Below are 17,022 nucleotides of genomic sequence, written 5' to 3'. Positions count from 1 at the left end.
AGGACTCCCGGGCGTTCAGTTCTCTTATTAGAAAGATCACGGCGGACGCCGCCGTGTCAAGCGGCCGGCGCCGCGAATTGCTAGCGCTGGCTCATTCCGATCGCCGCCAGCATGAAGGCGACGGCCACCACCGAGAGCACCAGGATCACCGCGTAAATGGCCAGAACCACGATGGACACGGTATCCAGACCCCTGGATTGCCGCTCCGGATGCTCGGTGAATGCCCAACGGTCCACCACCAGGGTGTCGCAGACCTTGTCGTGCGGAGCCTGCTTGCGCGCGGTCATGCCGGCCATGAAGGCCGCCACGATCACGCCGATGCCCAGGGTGAGCACGCTGATCAGCATGTAGGCCAGATAGCGCAGCACATTGCGCCAGAATCCGACCCGCCCGCCGTTGCTGTCGGCGCGCACCAGCTTGATGCCGCAGGCGAGCTTGCCCAGGCTGGCCTGATGCCGGCTGGACTGCATCCAGGCGAAATACAGCGTCGGGATGGCCAGGCCGATGCCGTAGGACATCACCACGATGGCGATGCCGAGCGCACTGCCGTCGTCCAGCGCCGAACCCGAATCGCCGCGCGTGGTGACCAGCGCCACCACGAACACCAGCGGAATCACGATCAGGTACACCGCAAAGGTGGTGATCAGGCTATCGAGAATGCTGGCGGCCACGCGCCGCCAGAGCCCGGCGTAGACCACTGGCGCATCCCGCAGCGCCGTGTCTGCGGCGGGCGCGGCGAGGGCCGGGGCATCCCAGGCCCCTGGAAGTGGCGTGGTCGCCGCTGCCGCGGTGTAACCCGGTGGCGACGTGGTGCCCGAGGGCGTGGTCGGGCTTGGATCTGACGCCAGCGGCGTGTTGGACCATGCTGAGGTGTCTGATGAAGGGGATTGATCGTGTGGCCGGTGTAATGAGGCGATTGCCGGGCGGTGATCGGCACCGGCAGCCGCGCCGGTATCGCTGGCGCTGGTGCCTGCATCCGCACCCGCACCGGCAATGCCGCCATCGGCAGCTGCCGGTTGCCAGTGCGATGTCCCCCTGGCGTGGTCATCGATCGGCAGGGTCGCGGTAGGCGAACCTGTCGCCGGCGCGTCGTGGCCCGGGTGCGCAGCCGACAATGGTGCATGGCTTGCCGCATCCGCCGGCATCTGCCCGCCGGCTTCCGGGGCCGCGGACGCCGCCGCGCTATCCAAGCCCAGCTCGCGCTCGATCTCGTGCAGTGCCACCCACTGCGCCAGACCTTCGCGCCAGACCAGACTGGAACGGTCGATGATGCCCTGCGACAAGCGCGCGCGAAGCGTGTCCGTGTCCACCGGCCCCTGGCGCTGCCGCTGTGCGTCGGCGTAGTACCACTGCGTCATGTTGTCCCCTTAACGTGTAGCGATCGGCATGCAGCAGGCAGTCAGCCGCGGCAATCCGGTGGAAGTTGGGTGTCGTCGATTTCGGAACTGCAGTGCCAGCTGCCGGCATCCGCATCCAGCTCCAGCCACACGGCCTTGCCGTCGATTCGGGCCGACTTGGGTGCATGGAGCACGGCTTCGATGCCGCATTCGCTGCCCTCGAAACGGCCGATGCGCACGCTGCTCAGCCGCTCGCTCGCGTAATGCTCGGGTGGCTTGAACCCCGCGTCGTCATTGACCGGGCAGCGGCCCTCACTGGCCAGGAATTCGGTGATCTGCGGCTTCAATGCGGCCAGCTCGCCGACCGCCTCGGCGACCTTGGCGCGACTCAGGTAATCGTTGTAGGCCGGGAACGCGATCGCAGCGAGGATGCCGATGACGCCCACCATCACGAAAACACCGGCCAGCGCACCCAGCACTGCAACCAGCGGCCAGCCGGGGCCATTGCGACGCGGCTGCACTGGTGGCGCGACAGACGACTGGGCAGGCGCAATGTGCGCCGCGGCAGGCGGCAACGGCGGCGGAACCGCGCCCGCACGCACATCCGTGGAGACTGGCGGGCCCAGGGTGTCGGCGCACGCTGACAGCGGCAACCAGTTGTCCAGGCCTTCGCGCCAGACCAGCGTATCCAGGGCGATCACGCGATCGCGATACAGGCCCAGCAAGACGTCGTCGGCCACCGGACCATGCCGATGGCGGTGGCCATCGGCGTAATACCAACTGCGCATCCCCGTTCCCCTGCACGCACATCCGTGGCGGCTTCAACGCTCAGTGTACGGGTTCAGGCTCGTCCAGGAACATCTGGGTTTCCATCCAGGCGTAGGCCGCTTCCGCCCCGGGCTGGTTGAACAACACCATCAGCACCACCCACTTGAGGTCGTCCAGATCCAGTTCGTCCTGATCCAGCGCCATGGCGCGGTCCAGCACCAACTCGCGCTGGTCGGCGTCGAGAATGCGGTGTTGCTCGAGGAACAGCAGAAACCCGCGGCAGTCGACATCGAGCTTGTCCAGCTCCGGCCCGTGATAGATACGCACCGGTCCATCGACATGCGGGCGCGCGACGCTGGGCCGCTGCTCGGAAAGCGCGTCCAGCCAATCGAAGGCCTTGCTGATTTCTGCGGGACTGAAACCGGCCTGGATCAGGCCATTTTGAAGCGAGTCACGGTCACGGACCAGGTCCGCGTCTTCGCTGAAGTAATGTTCAAACAGGTACAGCAGTACATCGAGAATGCTCTCTTTCATTGCCCTCGGCCTGCGTCGCGCGACGCTGTGGAGGTGAAGAAACTAAGGATTGCGGGTATAGCGACCGTGCTCGGTGACCACGTCTCCCTCCAGTTCCATGATGAGCAGCATGGAGGACAGCGCGGCGGCCGTCAATCCGGTGCGCTGCACCAATGAATCCATAGGGGTTGGGTCGTGGCCCAGCGCTTGCCACAAGCGCTGGTAGTCGGGATCGGAGCGGGCGGGACCGGCGCCAGCACTGGTGGTTGCCTTGCTGGGCAATTCAGTGGGGGCGGCCAGGCGCTCGCGCAAGGCGCTGGCCAATTCGCCAGACAGCTGGCCCAGTCCTTCGATGACCTGTGCAGGCTCCTGCGCCAGCGTGGCGCCCTGCCGGATCAGGTGATGGCAGCCGCGCGCGAGCGGATTGTGCAGCGAGCCGGGGAGGGCGAACACCTCGCGCCCTGCTTCGGCCGCCAGCCGGGCGGTAATCAGTGCGCCCGAACGCATCGCCGCTTCGACCACCAGCGTCCCCAGTGCCAGCCCGGCAATGATCCGGTTGCGGGCCGGAAAGTGCGCCGCGACCGGAGCAGTGCCCGGCAGATATTCGCTGACCACCGCGCCGCGTTCGGCGATGCGATCGCGCAAGCCTTGGTGCCGCTCGGGATAGGCGACATCGACACCTGTGCCGACCACCGCCACGGTGATGCCGTCGTGCTGGGCCAATGCGGCCTCGTGTGCGATCGCATCCACGCCGGCGGCCATGCCGCTGACGATGCTCAGCCCGGCGCAGGCCAGGCTGGAGGCGAATGCGCGGGTATGGTCGCGGCCGCCGGCAGTGGCCGAGCGGCTGCCGACCACCGCCACGCCCGGGTGCCAGAGGACATTGGGGTCGCCGTCCACGAACAAGGCCATCGGCGGATTGGCGATATGCCGCAACAGGGCCGGGTAATCCGGATCGCACCAGCCGATCAGGTGGTGGCCGGGCTGTTCGCACCAGCGCAGCGCGGCCTCCAGCGCCTGTGGATCGGGGCCCTGCAGCAGCGCAGCCTGCACCTCATCGCAACCAGCGGCGCGCCACGCCCCAGGCCCGGCTGCCAGCATTTCGGACGCTGACCCGTACGAGGTCAGCAATTTTCGGCGCGGCGGGCTGCGGCCGCCTGCCAGCAGCAGGATCAGCAGTGCGCGCAGGTCGGGAGCGGTTTGGGCCATACACCCAGGCTAGGCCGCAAACGACGACGGCGCCCTCGGGCGCCGTCGCGTTGGTGCATCGGATCTTTCGCTTATTGCGCGTCAGGATGCTTGACGAAATAGCCCAGGCCGGTCGGCTTGACGCTTTCCATCACCAGCGCATAGCTGACCTTGTCGAAGGTGCGGAACACCATCGCATGCGAGGCGTACTCGTCGGGCAGGCCGACGGTGGAGCCGGACGGGCCGCTGAAATCGTCGTCGGTCCGCGAGAAGCGCGAGTGCTTGACGCGGTCGCTGACCGTGCGCCCCTTGCGCCAGATCGAGAACACCGTGCCGTTGTTGATGCCTTCGCGGGCGCCGCCGGAGATGGCGATCACATCGCGCGTGCCGCCGACGATGAAGGCATCGGAGATGGCCAGCACGCGCAGTTCGGTCTGCAGCGCCTGTTCCGACGGCGGATGCGGGATGAACTGCAGATCGTACGGCTGCGCTTCGACCGCAACGATGCGATCGCCAGCGCGCACTTCGCGGCCGCTGTCCTGCAACAGCAGGGTCGCCGCCTTGGAGTTGCCGCCTGCCGCGCTGCGGGTGATGGTGCCGACATTGACCTGCGCCATCTCGTAGCCGAGGAACTCGCGGCGCGTGCTCGGCGCGATGAAGTTCTTCCAGATGTTGCCCGAGCCGGCGGTGATGTTGCCGGCCATGTCCAGATCTTCGTTGTGCTTGGGCAGGCTGAACTTCACGGTCGGGCGAACCACCGCGAAGCGCTGGCCCGGCTGCGCGTTTTCCAGGCCGACCACGTAGGCGACCTGGCCGGTGGTGGCACGCGTGCGACCGCCTTCCAGACCCACCACATACGGCAACTGGTCGAAATCGTCGACCACGCGCAGGTTCTTCAGGAACGGCTCGACGTCTGCCAGCGGAATGGCGTTGATCGGCGCTTCCTGGCGCGGGCCGGGCTGGATCGTGCCTTTGCCGACCCGGTCCAGATAGGCCAGGCTGATCACGTCACCCGGATAGATCAGGTGCGGATTCTGAATCTGCGGATTGGCTTGCCAGATTTCCGGCCACAGCCATGGTTTTTGCAGGAAACGCCCAGCGATGTCCCACAAGGTATCGCCCTTGCGGACCACATAGGTGTCTGGATGCTCGCCCACCGCTTGCGCGGCAGCGTAGGTCGCGACGGTCAGCATCGCCGCAGCGACGACCGTACGAAGTCGGTTCAACATAGGTGCCTTCTTGCCTGATTCCCCAACAGGTCTGCGCACTATAGTCTAGAAACCGGGGCGTCACGCAAGCATTGCGCTAGAATGACAGCGTCTTGCCGGCGCCGCGCCGGTGTTTCCAGACGGGTAACCCCATGGCTTTGCTCCCAATTCTTGAGTTTCCCGACCCGCGGCTGCGCACCAAGGCGGTGCCGGTCGATGCTGCCGAGGTCACCAGCCAGGCGTTCCAGACGCTGCTGGACGACATGTTCCAGACCATGTACGAGGCGCCCGGCATTGGCCTGGCCGCCAGTCAGGTGGACGTGCACAAGCGATTCATGGTGATCGACATCAGCGACGAGAAAAACCTGCCGCAGGTGTTCGTCAACCCCGAGATCGTGAGCAAACAGGGCGAGCAGCTGTATCAGGAAGGCTGCCTGTCGGTGCCCGGCATCTATGCCGATGTCAGCCGCGCCGACGCGATTACCGTGCGTTATCTCGACCGCCAGGGCCAGGCGCAGGAACTGCAGGCCGACGGGCTGCTGGCCGTGTGCATCCAGCACGAGATGGACCACCTGGACGGCAAGCTGTTCGTGGATTATCTCTCGCCGCTCAAGCGCGAAATGGTGCGCAAGAAGCTGGCCAAACAGCGCAAGCATGTGGCTTGAGGGCCGGGATTGGGAATTGCGGATTCTGGATTGGCAAAAGCGGGTTTTTGCAGTGTTTTGAATCTGCTGGTGTCGAATCCTCGAATGCGAAGTCTGCTGCGATCTGGCTCGTGGGCTTTGCCCGCGCATCGCGATACCGGCCCGTCTGTAGACGGATGGTCTTAAAGATCGGGATTCGGGATTGGATAAGGCACTGCCGTAGCAGGCATCGAATTGCCGGCTGCGATTCCCGCCTCGCGCTCGATGGTGACGGGTAACGCCGGTTCTGGCGCCAGGTTTCCAAATCCCCCACAAATCTGCTCCTACCTCTCAGCTCCACGCCATTCGCGCCCCGGCCAGCACACCTGCCGTTGCGAATCCCAAATCCCGAATCCCGACTCCCAGCCTTATGAGAATCATCTTCGCCGGTACGCCGGATTTTGCCGTTCCGTCGCTACGCGCCGCCGCGCAGCGGCATGAGGTGGTGGCGGTGTACACGCAGCCGGATCGCCCCGCCGGGCGTGGCCGCGGGTTGACGCCCTCGCCGGTCAAGCTGGAGGCGATCGCGCGCGGCATTCCCGTGTTCCAGCCGCAGACGCTGCGTTCGCCCGAAGCATTGGCGACGTTGCGCAAGCTGGATGCGGACCTGATGGTGGTGGTGGCTTACGGGTTGATCCTGCCAAAGGCAGTGCTGGCCGCGCCGACGCACGGCTGCTGGAACGTGCATGCCTCGTTGCTGCCGCGCTGGCGTGGCGCCGCGCCGATCCAGCGTGCGATCGAGGCCGGCGACACCGAGACCGGGGTGTGCCTGATGCAGATGGAAGCCGGGTTGGACACCGGCCCGGTGCTGCTGTCGCAGCGCATCGAAATTGGCGAGCAGGAAACCGGCGGGCAGCTGCACGACCGGCTGGCCGCGCTGGGCGCGCAGGTGCTGTCCGATGGCCTGGGTCTGTTGCGCGCCGGCATCCGTCCGGTGGCGCAACCGCAGCCGGCCGACGGGGTGACCTATGCGCACAAGCTGGACAAGGCGCAGGCGCGGCTGGATTGGGCGCAGCCGGCACAGGAACTGGCGCGGCGCGTGCGGGCGTTCAACCCGTGGCCGGTGGCCGAGGCGATCCTGGCTGGCGAGCGCGTGCGCCTGCATGGCGCGGTGGCGCTTGAACTGGCCCATCAACACCCCCCGGGCACCCTGCTGGCGGCCAGCAAGCAGGGCATCGATATCGCCTGCGGTGAGGGTGCGCTGCGGGTGCGCGTGCTCCAGCGCGAGGGCGGCAAGGCGATCACCGCCGCCGATTACCTCAACGCGCGACGCGACCTGCCGGCGCTGCGCTGATGTCGGCCGATACCGCAACCGCCGGCGTTGCCTCGCGTCTGGCCGCCGCACGCGTGCTGACGGCGGTGTTCGATCGGGGCCGGTCGTTGAAGGCCGAACTTGCCGCCACCTTGCCCGGCATCGGCGATCCGCGCGATCGTGCGCTGGTGGAGGCGATCTGCTTTGCGGTCATTCGCCGGCGTCCGGCCTATGACGTCGCGTTGCGGCAATGGCTGGAACGTGCGTTGCCGCCCCGCGATGCCGAACTCAAGGCGCTGCTGATGGTCGGTTTCGCCCAACTCGACGTGCTGCAGCTGCCCGCGCACGCCGCGTTGTCGGCCACGGTGGATGCGTGCCGCGCATTGGGCCGGCCCCGTCAGGCCGGCATGGTCAACGCGATCTTGCGGCGCGCCCAGCGCGAAGGATTTCCGGCGGTGGCCGACGATGCCGGTTGGCCGTCGTGGCTGCGCAAGCAGCTGCGCGCGGACTGGGGCGATCGTGCCGAAGCCATTTTTACCGCCAGTGCGCAGATGGCGCCGATGTGGCTTCGCGTGCAGCGTTCGCGCACCGACCCTGCGAGGTATGTCGCGCGACTGGCCGAACTGGATATCGTCGCGCACACCGACGCGGTACTGCCGGATGCGGTGCGCCTGCACAACGCCGTGCCGGTGAGCCAGTTGCCGGGCTTTGCCGAAGGCGATGTTTCGGTGCAGGACGGCTCTGCCCAGCAGGTGGCCGATGCGTTGACCCTGGCGCCGTCGGCACGCGTGCTCGATGCCTGCGCGGCGCCGGGCGGCAAGGCGGCGCATCTGCTGGAGCGCCACCCCGGCTTGCAGCTCACTGCGCTGGATGTGGATGCGCGCCGCCTGGAGCGCGTGCAGCAGACCTTGCAGCGCACAGTCCCCGACGCGCAGGTTGCATTGCAGGCGGCCGACGCCGCCGATCCGGACGCGTGGTGGGACGGCCGGCCGTTCGATGCGGTGCTGCTGGACGCGCCATGTTCGGCCACCGGCGTGGTGCGTCGTCAACCGGATGTGCTGCTGCACCGGCGCGCCGACGATATCGATGCGCTGTGCGCGCTGCAGGCGCGGCTACTGGATGCGACCTGGCGCACGCTGCGCCCGGGCGGACAATTGCTGTACACCACCTGCTCGCTGTTGGCGCGCGAGAACCAGGCGCAGGTCGAGGCATTCCTGCAGCGCACTCCCGATGCACAGGCGCAGCCTTTGGGTGCGCAGTTCGGGCATGCCGCCGGCGCCGGACGTCAGCGGTTTCCAGGCGAAGCGCACTGCGACGGATTTTTCTACGCGCTTTTGCTAAAAGCCTCCTGATCGCGCGAAGTCCAGCGCTCCACCCTCTGCGTCCGACTGCCGCCCGACATGTTCAAGAATCGCGCTTCCACCGATGTCTGGTTGCTGGCCATGACCGCCGTGCTGGTGATTGGAGCCGGCCTGGGTTTGCGTGACCCGTGGCCGGCGGACGAGCCGCGCTTTGCGCTGGTGGCCAAGCAGATGGTGTTGAGCGGCGACTGGTTGTTCCCGCATCGCGGCAACGAGCTGTATTCGGACAAGCCACCGATGCTGATGTGGCTGCAGGCGCTGTTCTACACGCTGCTGGGCAATTGGCGGGTGGCGTTCCTGCTGCCGTCGTTGCTGGCCGCGTTGGGCACGCTGGCCTGCGTTTACGATCTGGGCCGGCGGCTGTGGACACGGCGCGTGGGCGTGTATGCGGCCTGGATGCTGCTGTTTACGCTGCACTTCACCTTCCAGGCCAAGAAGGCGCAGATCGACCCGCTGGTGGTGTTCTGGATCACCCTGGCCAATTACGGCTTGCTGCGGCATCTGCTGATGGGCCCTGCCTGGCGCTGGTGGACGCTGGGCTGGTTCGCCGCCGGGTTGGGCGTGATCACCAAGGGCGTTGGCATCATCGCGCTGCTGCTGCTGATCCCGGCCGGGATTGCAGCGGCGCGCGGCTGGCCGGGCGTGCGCGTGCACGTGCGCGACCGGCGCTTCTGGCTGGGGCCGCTGTTCTTCTTCGTGGCGATCGCGCTGTGGTTCGTGCCGATGATGGTGACCGCGCTGACCGCCGGCCAGCCCGAATACCGCGTGTATCTCAACGACATCCTGCTGCGCCAGACCGCCAAGCGCTACGCAAACTCCTGGGATCATGCGCAGCCGGTCTGGTACCACCTGCAAAGCATGGCCACGATGTGGCTGCCGACCATCCTGCTGCTGCCGTGGGCGATTCCGGCGTGGCGGCGCCGGCTGAAGCGACGCGATCCGCGCTATCTGCTGCCGCTGGCCTGGTGGCTGCTGGTGCTGGTGTTCTTCACCATTCCCAGCGGCAAGCGCGATGTGTACATCCTGCCGGCGCTGCCGATGTTCTGCCTGGGGCTGGCGCCGCTGGTGCCGGGCCTGCTGCGCCGGGCTGGCGTGCAGCGGCTGCTGTTCGGGTTCGGGCTGCTGTTGGCAGTGGCGTTCAGCGCGGGTGGCGTGGCGATGCTGATCGGCCACCCGGGCTTCGAGCAGAAGATCATGGACAGCCGCGGGGTCGGCAGCGAAGCCACCGACCCGCTGGGCTGGCTGCTGCTGGCGGTGGGTAGCTGGGGCATCGCCAGCCTGCTGCTGGTGCGCGTGCGCCGCTCCGCGTTCGCGGTGGTTTCGCTGCTTGGCGCGTGGTGGGTTGCGTTCGGGCTGGTGTGTTACCCGATCTTCAACGATTCCAGTTCGGCCGGTGCGGTGATGCGCGAGGCCGGGCGCCGCATCGGCCCGGATGCGCAACTCGGGCTGGTGGCGTGGAAGGAGCAGAACCTGCTGATGGCCGACCGGCCTGCGCAGACCTTCGGCTTCAAGGTGCCGTGGGAAGCCCAATTGCAGCGCGGCGTGGCCTGGCAGGCAGAGCAACCCGGCCAGCGCTGGCTGATGGCACAGGAGACCGCATTGCTGGCCTGCGTGGATCGCAGCCGCAGCCAGTTGGTGGGCGTGGCCAATCGCCGGCGCTGGTGGTTGGTGCCGGCCGATGCCGTGCGTGGCCCCTGCGTGGCCAGCTCCAGCGAGCGTGCGGTGGAAGCAAAGGAGCAGGGCAACCTGGATACCGAATGAGCCGGCCGACTCCACCGGCACACACGCGTATCAGGTGCCATTGGCACGGCGTCAATGCAGCGGCCGGTCGCTGTCTAGCAGGGATTCATGCGTCGCATCGTTAGCTTGGCCGGCGCTGCCGAAGCCCGCGCACTGCGTCGCCTCCCTTTTCCCACCGATTTGTAGATGAATTCCTTGCGTCCCCAACCCGCGTCACTTTCGCCCTCTGCCCCGACCACCTCGCGGGCAGGCGTGCGCATTGCCGAGCTGGGCGCGTTCGCATTGACTGCGCTGGTGGTGAGCATGCCGAGCGGATTGCTGCCGTTCGGCCTGTGCCTGCTGCTTGGTTCGTTGATGGGCTGGCGCAGCTTGCGCGAGGCCATTGCCGCGCGCGAGTGGTCGTTGCGCGTGGTGGGCTGGCTGACGGTGGCGGTGATTGCGATGTCGCTGCTGTCGATCGCGTTGTTCGAGCACGGGCTGCGCGATGTGGGCAATCGCTCGCGCTTCCTGGTGCTGCCTTGGGCGGCGCTGTGGGCCTATGCGTTGCAGCCGCGCCAGCTGTGGTTGTGGCGCGGTGCCTTGGTCGGCGTGTTTGCGGCCATGCTGATCGCGCTGCTGCAGGTGATGAACGGTGCCGACCGCGCCGAAGGCTTTACCAACGCCATTGTGTTTGCCGACATCGTGCTGATGTTGCTGGTGGTGGCAGTGTTCTGCCGCCCGCTCGGCAGCGTGCGCTGGCTGGTGGGCGCTGGGGTCGCCACCGTGGTGGTGATCGTGCTCAGCGGCAGCCGCGGGGTGTGGCTGGCGATGCTGGCCACGCTGGGCGTGCTGATCTGGGGTGCGCCCTGGCACAGCACGCGCGTGCGCCTGCTGACCTTCATCGGCGGCGCGGTGCTGGCGGTGGGCGTCGCGCTCAGCGTGCCGGCGCTGACCGATCAGATGCGCCTGGGCGAATTGCAGCGCGACCTGCAGCGTTACGAAGTGGGCGACACCGATTCGTCGGCCGGTGCCCGTATCGAACGCCTGCATGTGGCTTGGGACACGGTGACGGCGCATCCGCTGACCGGTGTGGGCGTTGGGCGTTTCGACGATGCGATGCACGACCTGCCGGCCTGTGCCGCCGACCCGTCGTTGTTCCGTTGCCAGTTGGGGCATGCGCACAACGATCTGGCCGAATGGAGTGCCACCCAGGGCGTGCCCGGGCTGTTGCTGCTGCTTGCCGTCTACGGCGTGCCGCTGTGGATGTTCGTGCGACTGCATCGGCGCAGCGGGCAGCAGCAGTTCCGCGGCCCGGCGGCAGCCGGGGTGATGCTCGTGATCAGTTATGCCCTGTGCGGCCTGACCCAATCAATGTTCGCGCACCAGGTGGCGGCGAGCTTCTACACGGCCATGGTCGGCGTGCTGGTGGGTCTGTCGGCGCGGCAGGCGCAACAGGTGCAGTCGGACGTGGCACGCGCTCGATAGCGGCGGATGATCCACCGGCTGCATTTGGCGCATGCCCTGGCAGCGCGCTTTCGGTGCCTGGGCACACGCCCGTGCACAAACAGAAGGGGGGCGGTTGTTGCCGGAGTCGGCATGCGTTGGCTTGCACAGACCGACTTCCACGCACCGTTGGCGCGTTCGCAGCAGCGTGGCTGCAGCTCGGAGTTTTTACCGGTTGTTATTCGCTGCGCCGATCCGGCGCCCGTGGCGGGTCCTGCACCGGCTGATTGTTTTGCAGCAGCCACAACATGATGGTCTTCTGGCGGACGTAGTTGGCGCGCACATAGGCGTAGATCAGCCCATGCCAGCCATCGCGAAAGCCGCCGCGCAACAGGTAGCCGCGCCAGAAGCGCCAGGCCGGCGCCAGCACCAGCTTGCTCCAGGTGGCGCGTTTGCCGCGTGCATGTTCGTGCTCGGCCATCATCTGCGCGTAGCGCTGGGTCTTGGCCAGCTGCTGCATCAGCGAGCGGTACGGGTAATGGATCAGATCGCCCGCCAAGGTCTCCACGGGGCCATCCACGCTGGCCGCCTCGTGGATCTCGCGCTTGCCGCGCCAGCCTCCGCGACGGCGATCGAACAAGCGCAGCACCCGGTCCGGATACGCATTGCCGTGGCGCAGGAAGCGACCGAAGTAGTCGGACAGGCGTGCGAAGCGGTAGCCGGCCGCCGTGGCGAAACCGGCGTCGCGCGCAGCGACGATCGCCGCGCGCAGGGCATCGCTGACGCGTTCGTCGGCGTCCAGGCACAACACCCAGTCGTGGCTGGCTTGTGCCACGCAGAATGCCTTCTGGCTGCGGTAGCCATCGAAGGTGCGTTGCAGCACGCGCGCGCCGTGTGCGCTGGCGATGGCGGTGGTGGCATCGGTGGAGCCGGAGTCCACCACCACGATCTCGTCGCAGAACGCCAGCGAGGCCAGACAGTCGCGTAGGCGATCGGCCTCGTTGAACGCGATAATGCAGGCGCTGATGCGCGGCCGTTCGTCGGGTGCGGTCGAAGAGGACATGTGATGGCCGATTACCTGCTGTTCGCAACGGAGCGTTACGCGTTGCCTATTCTGGCGCCATTGGCGCAGGCGTTACAGGGCTGCGGGCACGTGGTGTCGGCCTGGTTCGAAGGTGGCGCGCGCGGGCTGGCGCTGCCGGGCGTGCGCGAGGTTGGCCTGCGCGAGGCGCTGGCGCTGCGCCCGCGTGCGGTATTCAGTGCCGCCAACTGGGTGCCGCCGTTTGTGTCGGGCGCGAAAGTGCAGCTGTTTCACGGTTTCAATGTGCAAAAGCGCGAGGACAACCGCGGCCATTTCCGGGTGCGTGGCCTGTTCGATCTGTACTGCACGCAAGGCCCCGCCACCACCGCGCCGTTCCGCGTGCTGGCGCAGCGCGAGGGCCATTTTGCCGTGGTGGAAACCGGCTGGCCCAAGCTCGACCCGGTCTTTCGCGACGATGGCGGCCGCAGCGCGGCCTTGCGTGCACCGGCCGCCGGCCGCCCGGTGATCCTGTTCGGTTCCACCTTTACCGAGCGCCTGAGCGCGGCGCCCGCACTCTACGACGAGATCGCCGCCGACATCGCGCGCGGCGCGCATTACTGGTTGCTGACCTTGCACCCGAAGTGCGCGCAGGAATTGTTCGATCGCTATCGCGCACTGGCAGGCGCCAACGCACGCTTCATCGAACCCGAAGAGGTCATGGCCGCGCAACGTGCGGCCGATGTGCTGGTTTCCGATACCTCGTCGATCGTGTCCGAGTTCGTGGTGCAGCACAAACCGGTGGTGACCTTTCGCAACCGTGTGCCGCAGCCGCACATGCTCGACTTCCGGCAGGCAGAGCACTTGCCGCAGCAGCTGGCGCGCGCGCTGGCGCCGGATGCGGCTTTGCGTAGCGCGCTTGCCAGTTATGCCGATGCGATTCACCCGTATCGCGACGGGCATTCTTCCGAGCGGGTGATTGCCGCCACTGAAGACTTCATTGCCGGCAAGCTCGGCGGGCTGCGTCGCAAACCGCTGGGTGCAGTGTGGCGCGGGTTGCAGATCCGTCGCGAGTTGGGCTACTGGGGGCCGGCGCAGCGCTGAGCGCGATCAGCGGCAACGAGCGGGTGGTGATCGGCGACGTTTTGCCGAACTTACGTCCTTGTCATTGATCAGACCACTGACCCGGATTGCGACTGACGAGCAGCACCAAGGCTGATCGCGGATGTTGATCAGTGCAACTACTGAGCGCTAACGCTGATCACCAGCGCAGCTTGCGCCGTGCCAGCGCGGCACCGAGTTGCGCCTGCAGCGCCTGCGCCTGGGCAAGCGGCACAAAGCGCAGCCGCAATGCCGGGCCGGTGGCACTGGCGCCGGCTGTATCCAGCCATAGCGTGGCGGTGCCGGATAGGCGATCCAGCGGCGAGCGCTGCAGTTGCAGCGCCTGCAACTTGTCCAGCTCGGCCAGCCGCCACCAGCGCTTCCACCAGCCGCCGCGCACCGCAACGTAACGCGCATCCACCGCATAGGCCATGCGCTGCACCTGACGCTGCGCCTTGAACGCGCTCCACGGCAGCCACACCAGCAACCACAAGGCCTGGCTGCCGAGCTGCCACGCCAGGCCCGCCGTCAGCGGCAGCAGCATCAGCGCGGTAGGCAGACTCAATCGCCACCAGCAATGCGTGGCGATCGTCTGCCACTGCGTCGGCGGCCAGGCGATGCCTGGCAGCAGGCGTTGCAGCAAGGCGTCGCACTGTTGCGGGTCGGCAATGGGCGCGAGTTCTTTCAACGCGCTGCCGTGGGTGTCGCCAGTGCCGGCCACTGCGGTGTCCACCCGCAACTGGCGACGGCCGAACAGGCGATGCAGCAGGCCCTCGTACAACGTCCAGGACTGGATCCGCCGCAACGCCACGCTGCTGCGGATCCGCGTCAGCAGCCCGCGCTCCACGGTGAGGCGACGCTCGGATTCGCTCAGGTGGAAGCCGTGGTACTGGGTCACCGCCAGGGCGACCGACAGCGCGCGCATCGCCAGCAACAGGGCGAGCGTGGCGAGGATCGCCAGCGTTGCCGTGACCGCGACGCCGGGATGGATCTGGCTGACGTAGCGATAGGCCAGCTCGCCGTTATGCTCGACGAAATTGGACACCGTGCGGCGCGGAATCATCTGGTAGATCACGCCAAAGCCGGCCGCCACCACCACCATGCCGCGATTGGAGATCAGGCCCAGCCGGATGACCTCGGCCATCGGCAGGCGCAGCAGGCTGCCGCTGTCTTCCTCGATTTGCGGCGCCGGCACGCCTGCCTCGGTTGCACGGCGCCGTATCAGATCTTCCAGCGCAAGCGCCTGATCCAGCCGCAGCACGCGCATTTCCGCTTCCGGCTTGTGCCCACCGGCCGATTCCAGCCGCACCTCGGCCACGCCGGCCAGACGGTGCAGCAGCGATTGATGCACCACCACGTTGTGGATGCGCGCAAACGGAATATCGCGCCGGCTGCGTTCCAGCAGGCCACTGCGAATGGCTACGCTATCGCTGCCGATCCGGTAGCGGTAGGTGAAGTAGCGCAGCACCGAAATCGCAACCAGCACCGCAATCACCACCCCGGTGGCGATCTGGTCGGCAACATCGCGATTGCCGTCGCGGCTGCCGAACAGGATCAGTGCAGCCAGCGGAATCAGGAACTGACGGATCTGCTGCAGCAACACGAACACCCACGACAACGGATGCAGGCGCTGCTCGTCGTTGCCGGGATGTGCAACGGCGCTCATAGCGCGTCGTCGTCGTGATCGAGCTGCCGGGCCAGGCGGTCGCGTAGGCGCTCGGCATCGTGTTGATCCAGCCCCGACAACGCCACCGCGTTGAGCCGGCTGCCGGCGGTGTGCACCACCAACGTGGTCAGGCCGGTGGCGCGTTCGATCGGCCCGCGGCGCAGGTCCACATGCTGCACGCGCGAAATCGGAACGCGCGTATCGCTTTGCCATAGATGGCCGCGCTGTAGCGCCAGGCCGTGCTGATCGAGTTTCCAATGTGTCAGCCGATGCCGTTTGACCGCCAGCCAGGCGCCCAGCAGGGCAATGACCGCGGTCACGCCCAGCGCCATCGGCCAGTAACGCCAGGCGTGCAGCCAGACAATCGTGACGCCGGCTGCGATCAGGCCCGCACATCCGCCGCCGAGTGCGCCATTGATCGCCGCCACATACGCACCGCGACGCGGCAGCGACTGCCACTGGCAGTGCGTCACGGCTGGGGTTTGTGCCGGAGCGGGCTGGACCATGACGTCGGGGTGCGGCGGTGGAGCGTCGTGCACGTGGCTGGCCTGCAGAAGCGGTGCGCAAGCATAGCCGGCTGCCCAGTGCAGGCGCACCCGGCGCCGGGCGCGTTATTGCGCGGCCAGGATCAACGCATCCACATCTAGCGCGTGGCCGGCGCGTGCGGCCTTGGTGCGCAGGTACTGCTCGTTTTCGGCGGTGATGTCGCCGGTGATCGCGATGCGGTCTTCGACCACGATGCCGGCCGCGCGCAGGCGCTCGGCCTTGGCCGGGTTATTGGTCAGCAGCCGGATCCGGCTGATGCCCAGCCCGCGCAGCATCGCCACCGCACTGCCGTAGCGGCGCTCGTCCGGACCAAAGCCCAATTGCGCGTCGGCATCGATGGTGTCCAGGCCTGCATGCTGATAGCCGTAGGCGCGCATCTTGGCGGCGATGCCGGTGCCGCGACCTTCCTGGTCCAGATACAGCAGTACGCCGCCACCGAGGTCCTTCAGCTTGGCCAGGCCGTGCCGCAGCTGGTCGCCGCAATCGCATTTGAGCGAGCCGAACAGGTCGCCGGTGAGGCACGACGAATGCACGCGCACGGGCACGGCAGTGCCCAGGTCAGGCTGGCCGACCACGATCGCCACCTGATCACGTTGCGCCACTCCGCCGCGAAACACCACGAACTCGCTCATGCCCAGGCCGCGCAGCGGCACCGGAGTGCGGGTCACCAACTCGTAGCCGGCAGCCGAGGAGGTGGCACAGCCGCGGCTCAGATCGTCCAGCGCCAGCGACTGGCAGCCGGCGAACGCGGCATGGTCGTGCACATCGCGCAGCTCCACCGCCAGCAGCGCCGGCAGCAGCAGGCCAAGCCGCGCGATCTCCACGCCGCCGGCATCCAGCGCATCGCCGGCCGTCCACTGCGCGGGCACCGGAGTGTCGCGCAGGTAGGCCAGCGCGGCGAGCTGGTCGTAGCTGTGATCGAGCAAGCCCACGCGCGCGCCCTGCGGCGCACTCAGCCCCAGCACCTGAGCGCGGGTGGGCGTCACGAAGAGATAGTGGCGGCCCCGCGCGGCGCGGGCGAAAGCCGCATACGACTGCGCCGTGCTGCTATCCAGCGCCAGCACCGCACGCGCCTGCCCATCCGCCGCCGTCAGCAGGACCGGGCGCCCGGCGCGCAGTTCGGAGGCGGCGCGCTCACAGCGAATGGCCGCCGGATCGCCGAAGGCCTGTGCGCTGGGGGAGGGGAGGGGGCTGCTCATGCACGACTCCAAATGGGGAT

General features: G+C 67.4%; 15 protein-coding genes. 6 read left to right on the top strand and 9 right to left on the bottom strand.

What is annotated here, in order from left to right; translation table 11 throughout:
• Positions 1-80 precede the first annotated feature (80 nt).
• From ACCQ16_RS18185 to ACCQ16_RS18165, 5 genes are all read right to left on the bottom strand, one after another.
• Entirely contained in the window at positions 81-1,358 is a 1,278-nt protein-coding gene (locus ACCQ16_RS18185; RefSeq protein ID WP_029820478.1) for an RDD family protein, read from the bottom strand.
• 41 nt (positions 1,359-1,399) lie between these two features.
• The gene (locus ACCQ16_RS18180) at positions 1,400-2,125 is read right to left on the bottom strand and encodes a pilin (protein ID WP_372380064.1); all 726 of its coding nucleotides are present in this window, start codon (positions 2,123-2,125) and stop codon (positions 1,400-1,402) included.
• Positions 2,126-2,165: 40 nt separating this feature from the next.
• Positions 2,166-2,639: a DUF494 family protein gene (locus tag ACCQ16_RS18175; protein WP_003484452.1), complete on the bottom strand. Its 474-nt coding sequence runs from the start codon at positions 2,637-2,639 to the stop codon at positions 2,166-2,168.
• 42 nt (positions 2,640-2,681) lie between these two features.
• Positions 2,682-3,827, bottom strand: a complete 1,146-nt coding sequence (gene dprA / locus ACCQ16_RS18170) for a DNA-processing protein DprA (protein WP_029820475.1) — start codon at positions 3,825-3,827, stop codon at positions 2,682-2,684.
• Between the two features lie 71 nt (positions 3,828-3,898).
• On the bottom strand, positions 3,899-5,035 hold the full coding sequence (locus ACCQ16_RS18165; protein ID WP_029820474.1) for a LysM peptidoglycan-binding domain-containing protein: 1,137 nt from the start codon (positions 5,033-5,035) through the stop codon (positions 3,899-3,901).
• Positions 5,036-5,166: 131 nt separating this feature from the next.
• Between ACCQ16_RS18165 and def the strand changes: the two genes are divergently transcribed.
• The 5 genes from def (at position 5,167) to ACCQ16_RS18140 (ending at position 11,514) form a co-directional block, all read left to right on the top strand.
• Complete coding sequence (gene def, locus ACCQ16_RS18160; RefSeq protein ID WP_008572823.1) at positions 5,167-5,679, top strand: peptide deformylase; 513 nt, start codon at positions 5,167-5,169, stop codon at positions 5,677-5,679.
• Positions 5,680-6,067: 388 nt separating this feature from the next.
• Positions 6,068-6,991, top strand: a complete 924-nt coding sequence (gene fmt, locus ACCQ16_RS18155; RefSeq protein ID WP_014091217.1) for a methionyl-tRNA formyltransferase — start codon at positions 6,068-6,070, stop codon at positions 6,989-6,991.
• Positions 6,991-8,301, top strand: a complete 1,311-nt coding sequence (gene rsmB, locus ACCQ16_RS18150) for a 16S rRNA (cytosine(967)-C(5))-methyltransferase RsmB (protein ID WP_277573231.1) — start codon at positions 6,991-6,993, stop codon at positions 8,299-8,301. Before fmt ends, rsmB begins: the two co-directional genes overlap by 1 nt.
• Positions 8,302-8,349: 48 nt before the next feature.
• Complete coding sequence (locus ACCQ16_RS18145; protein WP_127165553.1) at positions 8,350-10,071, top strand: ArnT family glycosyltransferase; 1,722 nt, start codon at positions 8,350-8,352, stop codon at positions 10,069-10,071.
• A 165-nt stretch (positions 10,072-10,236) separates the two neighbouring features.
• Positions 10,237-11,514 (top strand): O-antigen ligase family protein, encoded by a 1,278-nt coding sequence (locus ACCQ16_RS18140; RefSeq protein WP_029820470.1) that lies wholly within the window; start codon positions 10,237-10,239, stop codon positions 11,512-11,514.
• A gap of 196 nt (positions 11,515-11,710) precedes the next feature.
• On the opposite strand, the gene ACCQ16_RS18135 is transcribed toward ACCQ16_RS18140, so the two are convergent.
• Complete coding sequence (locus tag ACCQ16_RS18135; RefSeq protein WP_277573229.1) at positions 11,711-12,535, bottom strand: glycosyltransferase family 2 protein; 825 nt, start codon at positions 12,533-12,535, stop codon at positions 11,711-11,713.
• On the opposite strand from ACCQ16_RS18135, the gene ACCQ16_RS18130 reads away from it, so the two are divergent.
• Positions 12,536-13,594: a CDP-glycerol glycerophosphotransferase family protein gene (locus ACCQ16_RS18130; protein ID WP_209261752.1), complete on the top strand. Its 1,059-nt coding sequence runs from the start codon at positions 12,536-12,538 to the stop codon at positions 13,592-13,594. It begins immediately after the preceding gene.
• A gap of 157 nt (positions 13,595-13,751) precedes the next feature.
• Here ACCQ16_RS18130 and ACCQ16_RS18125 read toward each other — a convergent pair whose 3' ends face one another.
• From ACCQ16_RS18125 to ribA, 3 genes are all read right to left on the bottom strand, one after another.
• Positions 13,752-15,257: a PH domain-containing protein gene (locus ACCQ16_RS18125; protein ID WP_277573228.1), complete on the bottom strand. Its 1,506-nt coding sequence runs from the start codon at positions 15,255-15,257 to the stop codon at positions 13,752-13,754.
• Positions 15,254-15,730: a PH domain-containing protein gene (locus ACCQ16_RS18120; protein ID WP_218502679.1), complete on the bottom strand. Its 477-nt coding sequence runs from the start codon at positions 15,728-15,730 to the stop codon at positions 15,254-15,256. The genes ACCQ16_RS18125 and ACCQ16_RS18120 overlap by 4 nt, the downstream gene beginning before the upstream one ends.
• A 138-nt stretch (positions 15,731-15,868) precedes the next feature.
• A complete protein-coding gene (gene ribA, locus ACCQ16_RS18115; RefSeq protein ID WP_008572805.1) occupies positions 15,869-17,002 on the bottom strand; it encodes a GTP cyclohydrolase II RibA in 1,134 nt (377 codons plus the stop codon).
• Positions 17,003-17,022 lie beyond the last annotated feature (20 nt).

Origin of the sequence: Xanthomonas sp. NCPPB 1062, assembly GCF_041481705.2 — a bacterium.
In the GTDB taxonomy this organism is placed as follows: domain Bacteria; phylum Pseudomonadota; class Gammaproteobacteria; order Xanthomonadales; family Xanthomonadaceae; genus Xanthomonas; species Xanthomonas euvesicatoria.
Note: the sequence above shows the minus strand (reverse complement) of the source record. Positions and strands in the feature narration are given on the sequence as shown.

Coding starts and splice junctions, on each gene's coding strand:
- ACCQ16_RS18185 (WP_029820478.1), bottom strand. CDS start 1,358: ATGACGCAGTGGTACTACGCCGACGCACAGCGGCAGCGCCAGGGGCCG.
- ACCQ16_RS18180 (WP_372380064.1), bottom strand. CDS start 2,125: ATGCGCAGTTGGTATTACGCCGATGGCCACCGCCATCGGCATGGTCCG.
- ACCQ16_RS18175 (WP_003484452.1), bottom strand. CDS start 2,639: ATGAAAGAGAGCATTCTCGATGTACTGCTGTACCTGTTTGAACATTAC.
- dprA (WP_029820475.1), bottom strand. CDS start 3,827: ATGGCCCAAACCGCTCCCGACCTGCGCGCACTGCTGATCCTGCTGCTG.
- ACCQ16_RS18165 (WP_029820474.1), bottom strand. CDS start 5,035: ATGTTGAACCGACTTCGTACGGTCGTCGCTGCGGCGATGCTGACCGTC.
- def (WP_008572823.1), top strand. CDS start 5,167: ATGGCTTTGCTCCCAATTCTTGAGTTTCCCGACCCGCGGCTGCGCACC.
- fmt (WP_014091217.1), top strand. CDS start 6,068: ATGAGAATCATCTTCGCCGGTACGCCGGATTTTGCCGTTCCGTCGCTA.
- rsmB (WP_277573231.1), top strand. CDS start 6,991: ATGTCGGCCGATACCGCAACCGCCGGCGTTGCCTCGCGTCTGGCCGCC.
- ACCQ16_RS18145 (WP_127165553.1), top strand. CDS start 8,350: ATGTTCAAGAATCGCGCTTCCACCGATGTCTGGTTGCTGGCCATGACC.
- ACCQ16_RS18140 (WP_029820470.1), top strand. CDS start 10,237: ATGAATTCCTTGCGTCCCCAACCCGCGTCACTTTCGCCCTCTGCCCCG.
- ACCQ16_RS18135 (WP_277573229.1), bottom strand. CDS start 12,535: ATGTCCTCTTCGACCGCACCCGACGAACGGCCGCGCATCAGCGCCTGC.
- ACCQ16_RS18125 (WP_277573228.1), bottom strand. CDS start 15,257: ATGAGCGCCGTTGCACATCCCGGCAACGACGAGCAGCGCCTGCATCCG.
- ribA (WP_008572805.1), bottom strand. CDS start 17,002: ATGAGCAGCCCCCTCCCCTCCCCCAGCGCACAGGCCTTCGGCGATCCG.